11 protein-coding genes are annotated in these 17,440 nt (G+C 72.6%); 10 read left to right on the top strand and 1 reads right to left on the bottom strand.

Annotation, left to right across the window (positions count from 1 at the left end; all coding sequences use genetic code 11):
* Positions 1 to 10: 10 nt before the first annotated feature.
* Entirely contained in the window at positions 11 to 1,654 is a 1,644-nt protein-coding gene (locus AB0O15_RS17760) for an extracellular solute-binding protein (protein WP_364319536.1), read from the bottom strand.
* 148 nt (positions 1,655 to 1,802) lie between these two features.
* Between AB0O15_RS17760 and AB0O15_RS17765 the strand changes: the two genes are divergently transcribed.
* The 10 genes from AB0O15_RS17765 (at position 1,803) to AB0O15_RS17810 (ending at position 17,378) form a co-directional block, all read left to right on the top strand.
* A complete protein-coding gene (locus AB0O15_RS17765) occupies positions 1,803 to 2,975 on the top strand; it encodes an ROK family protein (RefSeq protein WP_364319538.1) in 1,173 nt (390 codons plus the stop codon).
* Positions 2,976 to 3,118: 143 nt separating this feature from the next.
* Positions 3,119 to 4,984 carry a substrate-binding domain-containing protein gene (locus AB0O15_RS17770; RefSeq protein WP_364319540.1) on the top strand — a complete coding sequence of 622 codons (1,866 nt, stop codon included), beginning with the start codon at positions 3,119 to 3,121 and terminating at the stop codon, positions 4,982 to 4,984.
* Positions 4,981 to 6,267: an extracellular solute-binding protein gene (locus AB0O15_RS17775; RefSeq protein WP_364319542.1), complete on the top strand. Its 1,287-nt coding sequence runs from the start codon at positions 4,981 to 4,983 to the stop codon at positions 6,265 to 6,267. The genes AB0O15_RS17770 and AB0O15_RS17775 overlap by 4 nt, the downstream gene beginning before the upstream one ends.
* A gap of 164 nt (positions 6,268 to 6,431) precedes the next feature.
* The gene (locus tag AB0O15_RS17780; protein WP_364319544.1) at positions 6,432 to 9,167 is read left to right on the top strand and encodes a glycoside hydrolase family 3 C-terminal domain-containing protein; all 2,736 of its coding nucleotides are present in this window, start codon (positions 6,432 to 6,434) and stop codon (positions 9,165 to 9,167) included.
* The gene (locus AB0O15_RS17785; protein ID WP_364319546.1) at positions 9,167 to 10,234 is read left to right on the top strand and encodes a LacI family DNA-binding transcriptional regulator; all 1,068 of its coding nucleotides are present in this window, start codon (positions 9,167 to 9,169) and stop codon (positions 10,232 to 10,234) included. Before AB0O15_RS17780 ends, AB0O15_RS17785 begins: the two co-directional genes overlap by 1 nt.
* Before the next feature lie 80 nt (positions 10,235 to 10,314).
* A complete protein-coding gene (locus AB0O15_RS17790) occupies positions 10,315 to 11,937 on the top strand; it encodes a DUF4331 domain-containing protein (RefSeq protein ID WP_364319548.1) in 1,623 nt (540 codons plus the stop codon).
* A 15-nt stretch (positions 11,938 to 11,952) separates the two neighbouring features.
* Complete coding sequence (locus AB0O15_RS17795) at positions 11,953 to 13,254, top strand: hypothetical protein (RefSeq protein ID WP_364319550.1); 1,302 nt, start codon at positions 11,953 to 11,955, stop codon at positions 13,252 to 13,254.
* On the top strand, positions 13,251 to 15,074 hold the full coding sequence (locus AB0O15_RS17800; RefSeq protein ID WP_364319552.1) for a sulfite exporter TauE/SafE family protein: 1,824 nt from the start codon (positions 13,251 to 13,253) through the stop codon (positions 15,072 to 15,074). Before AB0O15_RS17795 ends, AB0O15_RS17800 begins: the two co-directional genes overlap by 4 nt.
* 859 nt (positions 15,075 to 15,933) lie before the next feature.
* On the top strand, positions 15,934 to 16,341 hold the full coding sequence (locus tag AB0O15_RS17805; protein WP_364319554.1) for a hypothetical protein: 408 nt from the start codon (positions 15,934 to 15,936) through the stop codon (positions 16,339 to 16,341).
* Positions 16,342 to 16,358: 17 nt separating this feature from the next.
* Positions 16,359 to 17,378 (top strand): 5'-3' exonuclease H3TH domain-containing protein, encoded by a 1,020-nt coding sequence (locus AB0O15_RS17810; RefSeq protein ID WP_364319555.1) that lies wholly within the window; start codon positions 16,359 to 16,361, stop codon positions 17,376 to 17,378.
* The last annotated feature ends 62 nt before the right edge of the window (positions 17,379 to 17,440 follow it).

Genomic DNA, 17,440 nt, shown 5'->3' on the forward strand with positions numbered 1-17,440 from the left:
CAGTCTCTTCTTATCGACCCGCGTCGGCGAGTGCCTTGCCCATCAGCTCGCGGGCCTCGTCGCCACCACCGGCGCGCCACTCCTTGACGATCGCGTCCAGGTCGCTGAACGGGCGCCGGCCCCGCACCAGGTCGGTGAGCTTGTCCTCGAACGGGGTCATCCCCGACTTGTACCGAGCCGGCATCTCCAGCTTGAGTCCGTCCCACGGGTCCTTCTCCAGGTATTTGACGGTCTGGTTGGAGTAACCGAGCATGTCCGGCACGTACTTGGGGGTCTGCGGTGTCGGCTGCACCACCGGCCGCCGGCCGCTGATGAAGAAGTACTGGTTGGCGATCTCCTTGAAGCCCAGGTCGGTCTTCACCGGGCCCTCGGCCTTCCGGGTGTGGTGCTTGCCCTCGACCCCGAACTCGCGGAGCTGGAACTCGGTGGTCCCGAACGGCGCCGAGCACCAGTTGATCACCCGGAGGATCTCCTCGACCCGGTCCTTGGGCAGGCCCTTCTTGACGAACGTGTACGAGATCGGCTCGTCGTCGCCCCAGGCCATCGGGTCGCCGCCGGTGGCCGAGAACAGCGGCAGCGGCTGCACGTCGAAGCCGGGCGTCACGTTCTGCTGCTCGGCCTGCATCGGCTGCCACGCGCCCATGCCGTCCTGGGTGATCAGGATCTTGCCGCTCTGGAACAGCTGCTTCATGTCGGCGCCGCGGCTGGCCACGATGTCCGGGTGGATCAGGCCGTCCCGGTAGAGCTTGGCCATGAACTCGGCGGCCGCCTTGAACTCCGGTGTCTCGTACTTGAACTCCGGTGTGCCGTCGGCCCGGCGGCGCCAGCCGTCCTTCGTACCCGGCGACCTGAAATACATCTGGATCATCGCGAACACGTCGCTGAACGCCCACACGCCCTGGTTCGGTTTGGTGATCTCCTTGCCGAGGCGGTACAGCTCGTCGATCGTCGCCGGCGGCTTCAGGCCCAGCTTGGTGAACAGGTCGCGCCGGTGGAACATCACCCACGGGAACGGGCCGTCGGTCGGGTTCGGCACCGACATCAGCTTCTCGTTCCAGCAGGCGTTGCGCCACGCCCCCGCCGGGAAGGTCGCCAGCATCGGATAGGCCGAGACCTTCGAGCCCCGCAGGTACGGCGTGAGGTCCTCGAACAGCGCGTTGGTGGCGTCGGCGAACCGGGCCAGCTTGGCCACCTCCCACTGCGGCACGCAGAGCAGGTCGGGGACGTCCCGGGCGCCCAGCAGCGCACCGATCTTGTCGGCGTACTGGAGTCCGTCCTGGACGCTGAACTCGACCGGCACGCCCAGTTCGTCGTTGATCGCGACCAGGTACGAGTTGTTCCGGCCGGCGGGCGGCGCCGGGCCCCAGACCGGGGTGATCGCCCGGATCGCCGAGCCGCCACGGCCGGGCTTCTCGCTGATCGCGTCGACCAGGGTGGCCGGGAACCTGGTGTAGCCGTCGGCCACCGGCCGGGTGCCGACGACGTCCGGCGGCGGGATGCTCAGGCCTGGGTCCTTGGCCGCCGGTATCAGCGAGGACAGCTTGTCGAGTTGCTGGGTGGCGCCGCCGCGGGTGCTCTTCTCCCCGCAGCCGCCCAGCAGCCCCGCGCCGGCCACCGAGGCGGCCACCCCCAGGAACGTCCGTCGTGACGTCACGGCGCTCTCCTCGACCTCGGATGGCCCGGGCCTCGATCGACCCGAACCTCGATTGACTCGGACTTAGTTTGGCTTGTAACCAAACAAACTATCCCCCGGTACTAGGATGGACAAGGGGCGTCGATCTCCGATGCGGCATGATGAGCGGATGAGCGGGAACAGGGTGATCTCGAGCCTCACCGACGTGCGGGCGACCAACCTGGCGGCGGTGCTCCGGCATGTGCGGGTGCACGCGCCGTGTTCCCGCACGGACGTCGCCTCCGCCACCGGGCTGAACAAGGCGACCGTCACCAGCCTGGTCGGCGAGCTGCTGGACCGGCGGCTGCTGCGCGAGACCGGCCCGGCCGGCAACCGCATCGGCCGCCCCGCCTCGCTGCTCGCCCTGGAGGGCCGCCCGTTCGCGGCGGTCGGCATCGAGGTCGCCGTCGACTACCTGACCGCGGTCGCGGTCGACCTGAGCGGCTCGCGGCTGCTGTCGTGGCGGCGCTCGTTCCCCGGCCTGGGCACCCCCGCCGGGCGTCCCGAGTCGGCGGTGGCCGCCCTGGCCGGGCGGGTCACGGCCAAGCTCACCGGTCAGGGGCGGCGCATCCTCGGTCTGACCGTCGCCGTCCCCGGGGCGGTGGCCGCCGACGACACCGTCCGCTTCGCGCCCCACCTCGGCTGGGCCGACCTCGACCTGCGGCCGGCCCTGGCCAAGGCGCTGCACGACCCGGCGTACGACGTGGTGATCGAGAACGACGCGAACCTCGCCGTGGTGGCCGAGCACCGATCCGGGACGCACGCCGGGGCGCCCGACCTGATCGCGCTGCTCGGCGGGGCCGGGGTGGGCGCCGGGATCATCGCCGGCGGCCGGCTGGTGCGCGGCGACCGCGGCCGGGCCGGGCGGGTGGGGCACCTCCAGCTCGAGCCCGGCGGGCCGCTCTGCCGCTGCGGGCGGCACGGCTGCCTGGACGCGTACGCCGGGCTGCCCGCCCTGATCCGGGCCGCGCTGCCGGACGCCGCCGACGACGGACCGATCACCGACTACGCGCCCGAGCTGGCGCGCCTGGCCACGATGGCCGGGGCGGGCGACCCCACCGCGCTGGCCGCCCTGACCACGGCCGGTCGCCGCCTCGGCCAGGCCGTCTCGCTGCTCAGCGACCTGCTCGACCCGCGGGCGGTGGTGCTCGGCGGCACGTTCACCGACCTCGCGCCGTGGCTGCTCCCCGCCGTCGAGGCCGAGGCCAAGCTGACCGTGTCGATCATGGACCCGGCCGCCGTGGCGACCGGCGCGGCGGCGCTGGCCCTGGAGAATCTCGAGGCCGGCGCCCTGCCGTCCTGAACCTGTCACGGGCGCCCGCGCTTGGCCGCCGAACCTATACTGAGGTCCGATATGGACGCGGTCGCCGGTCGGGGCCGCGGCCGGCGAAGGGCGGGGCCGTGCCTGACGAGACGGACGAACCGAAAGGGACGTTGCTTTTTCGCGTGCTCTTCAGCACCTTCTTGATCGTCGTCGCCACGATCGCCGCGTTCGCCTATCAGAAGTCCGACAACAACGTGTACGTGCTGATCGGCGCGATGGCCGGCGTCATTCTTCAGCCGATGGTGAATAATCCCGAGAAGACGCGGAAGGCGCTGGGCCGCCTACGCGGGATCGTCTCGGGCCGGCAGAGGATGATCGCGTTCGGCGCGGCTGGGGTGCTGGTCCTCACCGTGGCGGTCGTGTCCATCATCGAGATCACCCCCGACGAGATCTGTCCGCACGCCACCGAGCTGCGCGTTCTCACCTCGCCCGAAGGGCTTCAGGCGATCCGCGAGGTCACCGAGGCCTACGCCCGGGCCACCGCCGACGACGGCTGCCCGACGGTGTTCCCGTACGTCTACGCGGCGGGCGCCGCGTCCGTCGGTGGCGCCCTCGCCCGCGGCTGGGTCGATTCGCGCACCGAGCATCCGCTCATCGACTTCGGGCCGCGCCCCGACGTGTGGCTGCCCGACTCGACGGTCGACGTGCGCAAGGTCCGCGAGATCCTGGCCAAGACGCTGCCGCCCGAGCTGACCGCCAACGGCCGGCTGGTGGCCCCGCTGCGCGACGTCACGTCGGTCGCGTCCTCGCCGATCGTGCTGGCCGGCCCGGCGGCCGCCCGCGACGAGACGGCGACCCTGCCCGGCCTGGTCGAGGCGGTGCTGGCCCGGCCGCGTCCCACGCTGGCCGCCGCCGATCCGGAGTCGTCGGCGGCCGGGCTGCTGGCCTCGGCCGGCTACCTGCAGGACGAGCGGACCGGTCTCGTCGGCGACACCGAGGCGCGGCGGCGCGAGCAGATCATCGCCGGCTCCACGCCGTCCAGCACCGACGAGGTGAGCCTGCTGTGCTCGTACCTGCGTCGCGGCCAGACCCCGGCGGCCGTCCTCACCAGCCTCCGCACCTGGCGGCGCATGGTCGCCGGCAAGCCGCTGGGCCCCGGCTGCCCGGACCGGCCCGCCTCACCGCCGGACGCGGACGCCGCGCCTCCGGTGCTCGAGGGCCCGGCGCTCGACCTGCCGTTCGTGCGGTTCACCTGGAGCGGCACCCGGCACGCCGAGGCGGCCGACGGGCTGCTCACCTGGCTGCTCAGCGACAACGCCCGGCCGCAGCTCAGCCAGGCCGGGCTCGATCCCCCGCTGCCCGGCTGCACCCCGCTGGAGCGCAACGCCTGCGTGCCGATCGCCCTGAACGAGATGCTGCGGGTGCACCTCCAGGCCAAGCTGTCCGGCCGGGTTCTGCTCGCGGTCGACTCGTCCGGCTCGATGGCGGCCCGCACCGGGCCCGGCGAAGCCACCCGGTTCAGCGTGGCGTCCCAAGGCGTGCTGGAGTCGCTCGGCCATCTCGGCCCGAACGACGAGTTCGGGCTGTGGACCTTCCCGGCCCAGCGGGGCCGGCGCTCGCCGGAGCTGGTCGGGCTCGCGCCGGGCACGTTGCCACAGCGCAGCGCGATCGCCGCCGGGCTGCGCACGGCCCGGCCGGCCGGGGCGACACCGCTGTACGCCACGATCCTCGGCGGACTGGACGAGGTCGCCGGCGGTCGCGACGACAAGCGCATCCGTGCCCTGGTCGTGCTGACCGACGGCGAGGACACCAGCAGTGATCGAACCCTGAAGCAGATGGAGACCGAGGTGCGCCGCCGGACCGGCGCCTCCGGTACGCGGCTCTATGTGATCGCCACCGGCGACGCGCGCTGCGAGGGTGCGGGCGGGACGGAGAACGGCCTCCGCCTGCTGACCGACGCGGCACGAGGTGAGTGCCTGGAGACCAGCCCGGGAAAGGCGGACGCCACCATGGCCCAGCTCTTCGCGACCCTGTGGGGTGGACGGTGATCAGCACACCGAGGTGGCGCACCCTGGCGCACGCGCTCGCCTGGTTCGCCACCGGAGTCCTGGCGATGGTCTTCGTGGTCTACGCCCGTGGCCTCGTCCACGATGATCCCTCGCCCCTCACCGGCGCCGAGATGGTGATCCTCACCGGCGCCGACGAGAGCATCGGTGGTCAGCGGCAGGCGCTGGTCGACCAGTGGAACCGCGCGCACCCGAGCACCCCGGCGCGACTGGAGAACCTCTCCACCAGCTCCGACGCTCAGCACAGCGAGATGGTGTCACGGGCCCAGTCCGACAATCCCGGCATCGACATCTACAACCTCGACGTCACCTGGACGGCCGAGTTCGCCACCGCCGGGTACATCCGGGCCCTGGACGAGACCACCGACATCGCCGGGTTCCTCGGCGCTCCGTTGCACACCTGCCAGTTCGACAGCCGGCTGTGGGCGCTGCCGTTCAACACCGACGCCGGCCTGCTCTACTTCCGCACGAGCGTGCCGACGAACGCGCTGCCGAAGACCCTTCCCCCGCAGCCGAACGACGTGCGCGCGCTGCGGACCTCCCAGCCAGGGCTCCAGGGCGGCCTGGTGACCCCGCTGGCCCAGTACGAGGGGCTGACGGTCAGCGCGCTCGAGGCCATCTGGTCGGCCGGTGGCGAGGTGTACGACGCCGAGAACAACCTCGTGGTCATCGACAGCACGAAGGCGCGCGCCGGGCTGCGCCAGCTGGCTCAAGGACTGCGGGGAACGGACGGCCTGCCGCCCGCCATCGCGCCGCGGTCACGGGAGTTCCGGGAGGACACCGGCCGCACCGCCTTCCGGCGCGGCGAGGCCCCGCTGATGCGCGACTGGCCGGTGGCCTATGGTCAGCTGCGCTCCGGGGACAAGCCGCTGAAGGACTTCGACGTGCGCCCACTGCCGGGCCGCAGTGTGCTGGGCGGACAGAACCTGGCCGTCGCCGCGGGCACCCGCGACCCGCAGGTGGCGCAGGAGCTCGTCCGATACCTGACCAGTGAGGACAGTGAGAGGCAGCTGTTCGCTCAGGGCGGGCTGGCGGCCACCCGGTCCGCGGTCTACGACGATCCGGAGGTCCGGCGGAAACGCCCGTACGCGCCGGTCCTCCTGCAGGCGCTGAACGAGGCCAAGTCGCGGCCCGACACGCCGCACTACGCGCTCTTCAGCAGCGTCTTCCAGGAGATCGTGGTGGAGACGCTGAACAGCGGCGGCGAGCTGCCCGACGACGCGGTGACCCGGCTGACGGACGCCCTGCACGGCCGCCTCGGCTGACCAGACTTAACCGTTTAAGAAAATATCGATGGATGCCGCTGGAGGTCTTGACCGGCGTCGATGTCCGGTGCCAACCTCGGAGGACTCCGCGTAACACGGGTGTAACCGTCGGCGGAGTTTTCTTCACAGTCTCATCGAAGCGCTTCGACGAGGGGTGGCGCGGCATGAAGGACCCGGCGCCCGGGAGCTTCCGGGACCCCGACCGGCCCGTCGCCGACCGGGTGGCCGACCTGCTGGCGCGGCTCACGCTGCCGGAGAAGATCGGGCTGCTGCGTCAGCATCAGGTGGGCGTGCCCCGGCTGGGGTTGACGCCTTTCCGGACCGGGACCGAAGCGCTGCACGGGGTGGCCTGGCTCGGGCCGGCCACCGTGTTCCCGCAGGCCGTAGGGCTCGGCGCCACGTGGGATCCGGACCTCGTCCGGCTGGTCGGCGAGGCCACCGGGGCCGAGGTGCGGGCGCTGCACCACAAGGACCCCGAGCGGGTCGGCCTCAACGTGTGGGCGCCGGTGGTCAATCCGCTGCGCGACCCGCGGTGGGGGCGCAACGAGGAGGGGTACGCCGAGGACCCCTGGCTGACCGGCGTGATGGGCACCGCGTACGCGCGCGGCCTGCGTGGCGACGACCCGCGCGTCCTGCGAACCGCGCCGACCCTCAAGCACTTCCTCGGCTACAACAACGAGACCGACCGCTCGCGTACGTCCAGCGACCTGCCGCCGCGGGTGCTCCACGAGTACGAGCTGCCGGCCTTCCGAGCGCCCCTGGCCGCGGACGCCGCGGTCGCCGTGATGGCGTCGTACAACCTGGTCAACGGCCGTCCCGCCCACCTCAGCCCGCTGATCCGCTCGGCGCTGCCCGAGGTGATGGTGGTCGGCGACGCCGGCGCGGGCGGCAACATCCACCGCGACCAGGGCTATCTGCCCGACCACGCGGCGGCGTTCGGCGCGGCGCTGCGGGCCGGGGTCGACTGCTTCACCGAGGACGACGCCGATCCGAGGCCGACCGTCGACCGGCTCACCGAGGCGCTCTCGCGTGGGCTGATCGACGAGGCCGACGTGGACGCCGCGGCGCGGCGGATCCTGACCGTGCGGGTCCGGCTGGGCGAGTTCGACCCGCCGGGCTCCGATCCGTACGCCGCCGTCTCCGGCGACGTGATCAACTGCGCCGAGCACCGCGACCTGGCCCGGCTCGCCGCCCGCGGCAGTGTCGTGCTGCTGCGCAACTCCGGGGCGCTGCTGCCGTTGCCGCCGGGCGCACGGCTCGCGGTGATCGGGCCGCTCGCCGGCACGGTGCTGACCGACTGGTACAGCGGCACCCTGCCGTACGCGACCACGCTGCGTTCCGCCCTGCCGTCGGCCACCTTCGTCGAGGGCTGCGACCGGATCGTCCTGCGATCCGGTACGGCCGAGGCCGGCCGCTTCGACGTGCTCGACTGGGGCGGCAGCGTCCTGACCTTCCGCTCCCCCGCCGGCGGTTACCTGCGGGCCGGCCCGGACGGGGTGCTGACCGACGACAGCGCCGGACCGGGCGAGTGGGTGGTGCGCGAGACCTTCGAGGCGCGCCGCACCGGCGACGAGGTGCGCCTGCGCAACGTGGCCCTCGATCGCTGGGTCACCTTCTCCCCCGGCGCGCTCCCGCCCCTCCGGGCCGCCGCGCCCACCGTCGACGAGGCCACGGCGTTCACCGCCTCGCTGATCGTCGACGGGCCGGCGCTGGCGGCCTCGGCGGCCCGTGACGCCGACGTGGCGATCGTGGCGCTGGGCAACCATCCGATGGTGGCCGGACGCGAGACCGAGGACCGCGCCGATCTGGCCCTGCCACCGGCGCAGCAGGCCCTGCTCGAAGCGGTGCTGGCCGCCAATCCGCGCACGGTCCTGGCCCTGACCAGCAGCTATCCCTACGCGCTGCCGGACGATGTGCCCGCGGTGCTGTGGTCGGCGCACGGCGGGCAGGAAGCCGGGGCGGCCCTGGCGGAGATCCTGCTCGGCGCCGACGAACCGACCGGGCGCCTGCCCCAGACCTGGTACCGGGACGCGGCCGAACTGCCCGACCTGCTGGACTACGACATCATCGGCAGCGAGTCGACCTATCTGTACTTCCGGGGGACGCCGCAGTTCCCGTTCGGCCACGGGCTTGGCTACACCCGTTTCGCCCATGAGAACCTGCGCCTCAGCCGGGCCGAGACGGACGCCGGCGGGGTCGTCACGGTGCTGGCCGAGGTGGTCAACGTCGGTGATCGGGCCGGTACCGAGGTCGTCCAGCTCTACACCCGCCGGCGCCGGTCCCGGGTCCGGCAGCCGTTGCGGCAGCTTCGCGACTTCCGCCGGGTACGCCTCGAGCCCGGCCAGCGGGCCACCGTCTCCTTCGAGCTGCGGGCGGCCGACCTCGCGCACTTCGACGTCACCCGCGGCCGGATGACCGTGGAAACGGCCCGGCACTCGGTGATGATCGGGCGCTCCAGCACCGACATCACGCTCTGCGCGGCGTTGTCGGTGCGGGGCGAGGAGGTGCGTGATCGGGCCGGTCCGCTCGCGGCCGCGACACGCGACGACCAGTTCGGTACGCGGCTGGCCGACGAGACCCGCACCGACGGCGACGTGGTGGAGGCGCGGCTGGCCGGCGCCTGGGTGGCCTTCCACCACGTCGACCTCGGGGCCGGGGTGAGCCGGGTGCGGGTCCGGGCCGCCGCGCCGGACCGGGACGCCCGCCTCGAACTGCGGCTGGACGATCCGCTCACCGGCCGGCTCCTCGCCACGATCGACGTGCCCGCGACCGGCGACCCGTACCGCTACGCGGATGTGGTGCAGACCCTCGACGGCGCGGGCCGGCACGATCTGTTCCTGGTCTTCGACCAACCGGGGGTACGGGTCAGCGCGCTGGAGTTCGGCCGAGGGGCGGCCTGATGGCCCGTCCGGACGGGAAGCGCGCCGACATGGTGACGATCGCCGACGTGGCCCGGCACGCCGGCGTCGCGGTCAGCACGGTCTCCTACGTGCTCTCCGGCAAGCGGGCCATCTCGACGACCACCCGGCAGCGGGTCCTGGCCAGCATCGCCGAGCTCGGCTACCACCCGCACGCCGGGGCACGGGCGCTGGCCAGCCGGCGGGCCAACGTGATCGCCCTGGTCCTGCCGTTGCGGACCGGCATGCACCTGCCCGTCCTGATGCGGCTGGTGACCGCCGTGGTCACCGCAGCCCGGCAGGCGGGGCACGACGTGCTGCTGATGACCGCGGACGAGGGGCCGGCCGGGCTACGGCGGATCGCGGCCAGCGCCATGGTGGACGGCGTGCTGGTGATGGACGTGGAGATGTCCGACGCCCGGGTGCCGGTGCTGCGGGAACTCGGCCGGCCCTCCGTACTCATCGGATTTCCCGCCGACCCGACCGGGCTGACCTGCGTCGACCTCGACTTCCACCGGGCCGGGGCACGCTGCGCCGAACACCTGGCCGAACTCGGGCACACCCGGATCGCGCTGCTGGGGGCGCCGCCGGTGGTCTACCAGCGCGACACCGGGTTCGCCCGCCGGACCCGGGCCGGGTTCCTCGACGCGGCCGAGCGGCTGGGGATCACGGCCACCGCGCGGCCCTGCGGCGAATCGCCGGACGACGCGCGGGCAGCCGTGGAACAGCTGCTGATGGACGTTCCGGACGTCACCGGACTGGTCGTGCACAACGAGGAGGCGCTCGCCCACGTCCTGGCGGTGCTGCCCCGGCTGGGACGGGGCGTGCCGGACGACGTGTCGGTGGTGGCGATCTGCCCGGACCAGGTGGCCGAGAACGCGTGGCCGCCGCTGACCGCGGTGCTGATCCCGGCCGAGGAGGTGGGACGGCAGGCCGTCTTCCTCTTGATGCGCAAACTGGACGGTGCGCCCGTACCCGAATCGACCCTGCTCGGCCCCGCGCTCACCGTGCGCCGAAGTACCGCATCAAGACCTGTTTCGGAGCCCACGGCGGCCCGGATGGGTGAGTGACCGGAACCCGACCCTCACCGATCCGGTACGCGCGCCGCGGCGAAGTCCTCCCGCACGACCACCTTGGGGGAGGACAGAGAATGACCACACGACGAAAGCGCACCGCCGCGGCGCTCGCCGCCACCGGCCTGGTGCTGGCCGGCGCGATCGGCGGACTCGGCCCGTCGACGAGCACCGCGTCCAGCCACCGCGAGGCGCCGCTGATCGCCAGCGACCCGGCTGCGGACAACACCGACCTGTACGCGTTCGTCAGCCCGGACCGGCCGGGCTACGTCACCATGATCGCCAACTGGATCCCGTTCGAGGAGCCGAACGGCGGCCCGAACTTCTACCCGTTCGCGACCGACGCCGCGTACAAGATCAATGTCGACAGCGACGGCGATGCCAAGGCCGACGCCGTGTTCCGCTGGACCTTCAAGAACGTCGACAAGCGTGGCAACAAGACGTTCCTCTACAACAACGGCCCGGTCACCTCGCTCGACGACGAGAACCTGCTGTTCCGGCAGACGTACACGCTCCAGTCGTCGTTCGACGGGCAGCCCTTCAAGACGCGGATCAAGGACGCCCCGGTCGCGCCGTCGTGGACCGGCGCCGCGTCCATGCCCGACTATCGGACGCTGCGTGACCAGGCCACGGTCGGGCTGCCCGGCGGCTGGAAGCTCTACGCCGGCCAGGCCGACGACCCGTTCTTCCTCGACCTGCGGGTCTTCGACCTGCTGTACGGCGGGGACCTCAGCGGGACCGGTCAGGACACGCTGGCCGGCTACAACGTGAACACGCTCGCGCTTCAGGTGCCGTTCAAGGACGTCGCCCTCAAGGGTGACGCCCAGCGGAACCCGGTGATCGGCGTGTGGACCACGACCGAGCGCAACCGGGTGCGAATCACCGGCGACTCCGCTTTGACCAACGACCGGGTGCAGGTGTCGCGTCTGGGCAACCCGCTGGTCAACGAGGTGGTCGTACCCGCCGGCCTGAAGGACGCGTTCAACTCGATCTCGCCCGACAAGGACGCCGGCATCCCCGCCGTCGTCCAGCGTGTCACCGACCCGGAACTGCCCAAGCTCATCCAGGGCATCTATCAGATCCCGGCGCCGGCGACACCGCGTAACGACCTGGTCGAGATCTTCCTGACCGGCATCACCACCAAGGCGAACGGTCCGATCAAGGCCGACCTCAACTCGCAGCTCAACAACAAGGACGTGCGGGCGAGCCGGTTCCGGCCGTCCGAGATGTTGCGGCTCAACCTGGGCGTGCCGGTCGCGGCCACACCCAACCGGCTCGGCGTGCTCGGCGGCGACCTGCAAGGCTTCCCGAACGGGCGGCGGCTCACCGACGACGCCGTCGACATCTCGATCCAGGCGGTCGAGGGTGCGGCGCAGACCGGCAAGCTGGTCGATGCCCTGGCCGCCGGCGACAAGGTGGACGCCAACGACCAGCAGTTCGGCGCGTCCTTCCCGTACGTCGCGCTGCCCAACATGGGCGCCGTCAACAGCAACCGGTCGCCGGTCGTGGCGGCCGAACCGCCCACCGCGACCATCCCGTCAGCGTCCTCCGCGCCCGGGCCCGTCGCCCTCAAGCCTGCTTCGGCCGACCAGGACTCGTCCCGGGACAGGTGGCTGATCGTGGCTCTCTCGGTCGGGGCCGTGGCCGTCGTCCTGTTCCTCGTCGTCCTCGCCTGGCTGCGCCGCCGGGCCCGGGTCTGAGGAGACAGCGACGTCATGCGTCACCACCTGCGGATTGTGTCGATCGTGTCGGTGACCGCCCTGGCCGTGTTCGCGGCCGGTGCGATCCTCGGCCTGCGCGAGACGCCGCCGGTCGTCCGGACGGCGGGTGCTGCCCCCGCGGCAGCGCCCGCCGACCGGCAGGCCCAGGCCATCGCCCGGGCCCAGGACCGGCTGCGCGAGCTGCCCCGCGACCACCAGACCTGGGCGGCGCTCGGCGTCGCGTACGTGGAACGGGCCCGGATCACCGCCGACCCGTCGCTGTATCCCCGGGCCGAAGGCGCCCTCGAACGCTCACTGGCGGTGCGGGACAACCCCGACGCGCTGGTCGGCCTGGGCGCCCTGGCCAACGCCCGGCACGACTTCGCGGCGGCGCGCATCTACGCGACGCGAGCGCTGCGGACGAACGCGTACGACGCGAACGCGTTCGGTGTGCTGGCCGACGCGCTGACCCAGCTCGGCGACCGGGCCGGCGCCACGGCGGCGATCCAGAAGATGCTCGACCTGCGGCCCGGCCTGGCCGCGTATGCTCGGGCCTCCTACGACCTGGAGCTGCGCGGCTCGCTCGACCGGGCGTCGTCGCTGATGGAGCAGGCCCTGGCCGCGGCGGCCGACCCGGCGGACATCGCGTTCTGCCGCGGCCAGCTCGCCGACCTGGCGTTCAGCCGGGGCGATCTGGCCGGCGCGTCCGCCCACCTCGACGCCGGGCTGGCCGCGGAACCCCACTACCAGCCGTTGCTGCGGGGCCGCGCCCGCGTTCTGGCCGCCCGCGGCCTGCTGGCCCCCGCGCTGGCCGACGCGGCCAAGGTGGCCGCCCGGACCCCCACCCCCGACACCCTCCTCGAGTACGCCCAGCTGCTGCGCCTGGCCGGCCAGGACCCGTCTCGGCAGCTCGACCTGGCCGACGCCGCGCACCGCGTCTTCCAGGCCAACGGCGGCCGCGACGACCTGACCGGCGCCCAGCTGGCGCTCGCTCGCGGTGACCAGGCCACGGCCGTGCGGCTGGCCCGCGCCGAGTTCGCCCGGCGCCCCTTCCCCGACGTGGCCGACGCCCTGGCCCAGGCCCTCCACCAGTCCGGACAGGACAAGGCCGCCCTCGGGTACGCCCGCCGCGCGGTGGCTGCGGCGCCGTCCTCAGCGGCCTACACCTGGCATCTCGCCCAGATTTCACTCACCCTGGGTGACCGGTCGTCGGCGCTCGTCCAGCTCCGGCGAACACGTTCGCTCAACCCGCACTTCTCCCCCGCCGACGGACCCACCGCGGCCCGCGCCCTGGCCGCCCTGGAGGCCCACCGATGAAGCGCGCTGCCATCCTGCTGGCCCTGGTCATCGGGGCCGTCCTGCTGCTGCCGTCCGGGCCGGCGTCGGCGCACCCGCTGGGCAACTTCTCGGTCAACACGTACGCGGCGCTGACCGTGCACCCCGACCGCCTGGACGCGGTGGTGGTGGCCGACATCGCCGAACTGCCCACCCTGCAGGACCCGGCGCCGACCTGTGCTTCCGCGGCGTCGACGTTCACGGTGACGGTGTCCGGCCGGCCGGTCGCGTGGACTGTGGCGTCCTCATCGTTCACCTCAGCGCCCGGGGCCGGCGGCCTCTCGACGAGCCGCCTTTCGTGCACACTCTCCGCACCGGCCGCCCTCGGCGCCGTGGCCATGGCGTTCACGTTCCGCGACGACCGCATCGGCTGGCGCGAGCTGGTGGCGACGGCCGGGCCCGGGGTGGCGCTGGAGGGTTCGCCGCTGCCCACCGCCGGAATCAGCGACGAGCTGCGGCACTACCCGTCGGACCTGCTGACGTCCCCGCCTTCGGCGCGAACAGCGTCGTTCACCAGCCGGGCCGGCGCGGGGTCGTCGTCTGCTCTGTCCGAGGCGTCGCCGCTCTCGGCCGGGCCGTTGGAGGCGTCGCCGCTCTCCTCTCGGCCGTTGGAGGCGTCGCCGCACTCGGCCGGGCCGTTGGCTCGGGCCGAGCGCTATCTCGAGGAGCTGGTCGGCGGGCGGCGGCTCACGCCCTGGGTCGGCGCGTTGGCCGTGGTGCTGGCGTTGCTGCTCGGGGCCGGGCACGCCGCCCTGCCCGGCCACGGCAAGACGGTGATGGCGGCGTACCTGGCAGGCCGGCGTGGCCGCCCCCGCGACGCGGTCGCGGTGGGGGCGACGGTGACCTTGACCCATACCGGCGGGGTGCTGGCTTTGGGGTTGCTGCTGACGACGGTGGCCGGGGTCGCCGGGGAGACGATCCTCGGGTACCTGGGGTTGGTCAGCGGGGTGGTGGTCACGGCGATCGGGGCGGGCGCGTTGATCGCCGCCCTCCGCCGCCGGGGCGGCCCCTTGGACGCCCACCACCATCACGGCCCCGGCACCCATTCCCACGACGAGGACGGCGGCCACACGCACACCCGCGCCGGCGCTCAGCCCCACCTTCACGCCGGTTCTCACCAGCACGACCACGCCGGCCCGCACACCCACGCCGGCGCAGACAGCCGGGCGCCTGGGCGAGAGACGACTCAGCCGCACGTCCATGCCAGCGGACGTACCTTCGCAGGCGCACCCATTGACCGCGGCGGCGGCGTCACCACCGGCCCGAGAGCCACGGCCGTGCTGGATCTTCCGCGCGCGGACGGCGAGCCCGCCGACGTTACTAACGACCAGCCGCACCACGACCCCGCGCCCGGCCAGCACGAACGATGGCACAGCGAGGGTGATGCCCACACGCATAAGCCGGACCGCCACGCCCACGCCCACACGCAAAAGCCCGGACACCACCACTCCGATGTGGCGGAGCAACACCGTGACAACGCCTCAGGGCCGAGCCGGTGGAGTATCGCCGGGATGGGCATCGCCGGCGGGCTGGTCCCAAGCCCGTCCGCGCTGATCGTCCTGCTCGGCGCGGCCGCCCTGGGCCGGACCGTCTTCGGCGTCCTGCTGGTCGTCGCCTACGGCGCAGGCATGGCCGCCACCTTGACCGCGGCCGGCCTCCTCCTGATCAAGATCCGCGACCGCCTGGAGGGCCGCCTGACCCGCCTACGCCGCCTGCGCACCGCCGCCCCGATACTCACCGCCGCCCTGATCCTGATCGTCGGCGCCGGCCTCGCCGGGCGAGCCGTCATCGGCCTGCTCTGACCCGGCCGGCGAGCAGGCCGCCGCCAGCCCACTCTCCAAGCACGACAATCCACACCGGCACCCTCCTGTGGACGAAAGACCGAACTTGTCGTACCTCCGCGCTACGTTTCGCCCACCCAGAACAGGGGTGGGGGAGGTGGCGGCGGCCGCGTCAGATTTGATCTTGCTTGCCAATGGCGACCCCAGCCTCATGGCGTGCCTGGTCCCGCTGCGTGCTGGCCCTCGGGTCGAGCCCGCTTCCGCTGGGTGCCGGCCCTCGCGCTGGTCATGGGCCGAGCTAGGTTGCCAGGCGCCCGAGCTGCCCGCTCACCCTCCCTGCCGCCACTCACCCTGGCTGTCCCGCACCGGTGGTAGGCCCTGACGGTGTCCGGGCAGGCGTCGCCGAGCTGCCCCACCACCGCCCGTCGCAGCGGTAGACCCCAACGGCATTCAGGACCGCAACGCCGAGCTGCCCTACCACCGCCCGTCGCAGCGGTAGACCCCAACGGTATTCAGGACCGTAATGCCGGGCTGCTCTGCCACTGGTCATGACGGTGGTGGGGCGGCACGGCACACTGACCGCGACACTGCGACTGCGCGGCTCGGCAGGGAGGGCGAGCGGCCGCAGGCAGGGCGAGCGGGCAGCCCGGGCGCCTGGCAACCCAGCCCAGCCCACGACCAGCGCGAGCGATGCAGCAGACCTCCCACCCGGGAAGGCTTTCCGGCAAGCGCCACATTCCGGACTCAGCTTCGACAGGCCGCGCTGGACACGAGTCAGAGGACCGGCCGGCCCGCCAATGCACGACGCAGGCGCGACACGAGTATCCGCAATGGAGGTCGCGCCAGTTTGATCGGCGTCGAGTTACTAAGATGATCGTCGATGGAAGATCTGAGGCAATTGCACACTGTCGATGCTGATGGCCGGATCGCGCCGATCACGCTGCAGGTCAAAGGCGACCGCGGCGCGACCGTGGTGGGGGCTCGGTCGCTGGAGCGGGACTACGGCGCGTTCGCCGGGCCGGATCTGGTTGATTGCCTGATTGACCTGCGGCTGCGGCTCGAGGCGGACGGGCTGTTGCTGTGCTGCCAGGGTTGCCGGGTCAACGTCTGGCCGTCGGGGCAGCTCCGGCAGTTCGCGGACGGCCGGCAGGGGTATGTCCTCACGCGGCGCGCCCGGGGTCAGGTCCATGAGATCGTCGACCTGCTCGACCCGGCGCCGGCCGGTCAGGTGGTCAGCGTCGAGGATCAGCGCCGGTTCGTGTACGAATTCCACGCTCTGGGGCTGTGAAAGCCTAAGCTGGTCGGGTGCCGTTTCCGTCGCCGCTGCTGCTTGTGCTGGACGGGAACAGTCTGTTGCATCGCGCCTACCACGCGTATGCGAGCGATCCCATCGAGGATTCCGACGGCCGCCCGGTCTGGGCGTTGCGCGGGCTGGTGGGTTATGTCGCGCGGGCGGCGGCCCAGCTCCGGCCCGATGCGATCGTGGTCGGCTTCGACTGTTCGGTGTCGTCGGCGCGCCGGCTGGAGTGGGACGGCTACAAGGCGCACCGGCCCGAGAAGCCGGCTCCGCTGAGCGAGCAGATCGCGGGCGCGCCCGAGCTGCTGCGGAACGCGGGGGTCTGCGTGGTCGTGCCGCCGGCCTATGAGGCGGATGACGTGCTGGCGAGCGGGGCCGCCGCGGCCCGGCGGGCGGGCTGGCGTTCGGTGCTCATGACCAGTGACCGCGACGCGTTCGCGTTGATCGACGAGACGACCGAGGTGCTGCGCGTACGCAACGGAGGTTTCGACGAGGCGGTCCTGATCGACGCTCCGGGCCTGGTCGAGCTGTGCGGCGTGGAGGCGGGACAGTACCGGGACTTCGCCGCGTTGCGGGGCGACCCGTCGGACAACCTGCACGGCGTCCGGGGCTTCGGGGCGGCGACCGCGGCCAAACTGCTGAACGCCTTCGGCTCGGTCGACGAGGCGTGGGCCGCCCTCGACCGCGGTGACCTGCGGACGGTCAGTGACGTGGTGGGCGACGCGCCGGCGGGGCAGCTGGCGACGAGCAAGGACCGGGTCGACCGCAACCGCCGCCTGATGCGCATGCGCACCGACCTGCCCCTGCCCGACCTCGACGCGGCCCGCCTGCCGCTGGACTATCTGACGATGCGCCGCGCTCTCCGTGCCCGTGGCATCAACCTGGGGCCGTCGCTGTGGGCCCTGGTCGGCAACGTTCCGCCCCAGCGGGTCGACGACACCACCACCCCGGAGCTGCAGCCGTGGGTGTTCCGTCGCAGCCTGTCCAGCCGCCGCGACCCGACGCCGGGCCAGCTGAGCCTGTTCTGACCGCCGTCCCCGCCGCACGTCCAGGACGAACCCCGACAAGACCTTGATCGGGTACGGGCACA

Origin of the sequence: Actinoplanes sp. NPDC089786, from assembly GCF_040684855.1 — a bacterium.
In the GTDB taxonomy this organism is placed as follows: Bacteria; Actinomycetota; Actinomycetes; order Mycobacteriales; family Micromonosporaceae; genus Actinoplanes.